General features: G+C 34.3%; 2 protein-coding genes. Both read right to left on the bottom strand.

Annotated elements, in window-relative coordinates:
- Positions 1–123 precede the first annotated feature (123 nt).
- Positions 124–894 carry a hypothetical protein gene (locus tag J1781_RS00640; protein WP_217233045.1) on the bottom strand — a complete coding sequence of 257 codons (771 nt, stop codon included), beginning with the start codon at positions 892–894 and terminating at the stop codon, positions 124–126.
- Positions 891–1,826 (bottom strand): tyrosine-type recombinase/integrase (locus J1781_RS00645; RefSeq protein ID WP_217233046.1); only part of this gene is annotated, 936 nt, incomplete at its 5' end. The genes J1781_RS00645 and J1781_RS00640, both read right to left, overlap by 4 nt.

Genomic DNA, 1,826 nt, shown 5'->3' on the forward strand with positions numbered 1-1,826 from the left:
CTTCAGCCTCGCGGAGGATACTGATGATCTGTTCGTCGGAAAAACGCTTCTTCATGGGGATGTCCTCATGTGGCTTATGAAGACATTACTAACATCGTGGTGTATTAATCAACGGGGAGCAGGTCAAACAGCCTGCTCATGAACAATATTAAAAATGTATTCACTAAGAATTAACTTTCTGAAAGATTTTCTAAACTCAAGCCCCTGCTTTATTCTAGGGAAATTCATGTAATATTCAACTTTGCCATTGATCGTCAATTCTCTTACAATATCTTTAAATTTTAGTGAAGTAATTTGCGCAGGTCTTCTTCCTGTAAAACTTACCAACAGCGCCAAAGAAAATTCATATAAATTTATTTTATTGAATTCATAAGCATTTCTAATTGCCCTGTTGAATGTATAATGCTCAGGGTCTGTTAATGGGCCTTGTTCAGGATTTTCATTTTTTACCGCATCCCCTGCTTCTTTAACTTTCAACTTCATTACATTGAAAAGTGATATAACCTTTTCATCAACTCCGTAATATCCCAATGAATACCATGTTTTGAAGAAACTCCTCAGTGTGACTAAATATTGAACCCTTTGTTTCGGCAGTGTATCTTTATAATTTAAAATAACTGTTTCTTCAATATAAGCAGGGGTCATCTTCTTAATAAAATCATGTATGTTGTTATTGATCTTTATAACGTAGCTTGGACTATACTTGCAGGCATAATAGGCAAGCGTGTTTATATATCCCTCAGTTAACTTTGGATGAAGAAATCTTGATACATATCTAACATTTACTATGTTATTACGATCTAGCACCCATTTCTCATCATTTATACAAAATGAATAATCAGGTTGCTTCGCGGTTAAATACACCTTATCTTCTTGATGTTTTACAATATTCATATAGCTCTCTCCATAAATTCATTTTGAATCACCAATGAGGTCTTATGAGCCTGTTCTACGATATGTCTTGCGTTGTATATTTTTGCCATTTCCGAATCAACTACCCACCCCATAATATAAGATCGAATCTGGGCTTCCTTTTCCTCTGAAAAGGGTTCATCCCTCTCATCCATCATTCTGGAAAACTCATAGTTCCAAGTATGTCTCAGCATATGCCCACTTAACTCATTTAACTCTGGGTGAGCCTTGCTAATTATGTTGATGATTTTATGATATGCCGACATTGATAAAGGCATTCCAACTGTTTTTCCTAATTTATTGGTGATGAAAAGAAAATCATTACCTTTTGCATTTTTAACTTTGTTTCTTTCTACAATAATATAATTATAGATCTCTCCCATTAGGGTCTCTCCAACAGGTAATTTCCTTTCGCATGTTTTCACGAGGGGCTGATTCACTCGTGGATCAGACTTATCATCAGCTCGCCTTTTTATTGCAATAGTAGAATGTGCAAAATCAATATCGCTGATCCTTAGATTCAAAAGCTCTCCTGCTCTTATACCAAATGAATAAAGCAACAGCATTATTAATTGATTTCTTTTCTGCACTTCGGAAGAAAATGGATTATTATCCGAGTTCGGTTTAACAATATCAAATAAGTAGTCAAGTTGTTTTTGATTAAGAGCCTTATCTGGTATCTCTTTTTTATACCTGTCTACATTCGATGGTCTTTTACTTTTTACCGCTGTAATGAAATTTTTTATTTTTAATTCTACATTTTTATCGTTTGATAAAGTCAAATAGACTTTACAGAGCCATTGCATGTAGTCACAGATAACACTGAACCTAAAGTAATTAGTTGGATTTTTTGCTACAGGTAATTTACAACTTGGAGTGCCTTTTCCTTGTTTGTAATTTCTCGACATATAGTC

The sequence above is a fragment of the Rahnella perminowiae genome, from assembly GCF_019049695.1.
Classification (GTDB): Bacteria; Pseudomonadota; Gammaproteobacteria; order Enterobacterales; family Enterobacteriaceae; genus Rahnella; species Rahnella perminowiae.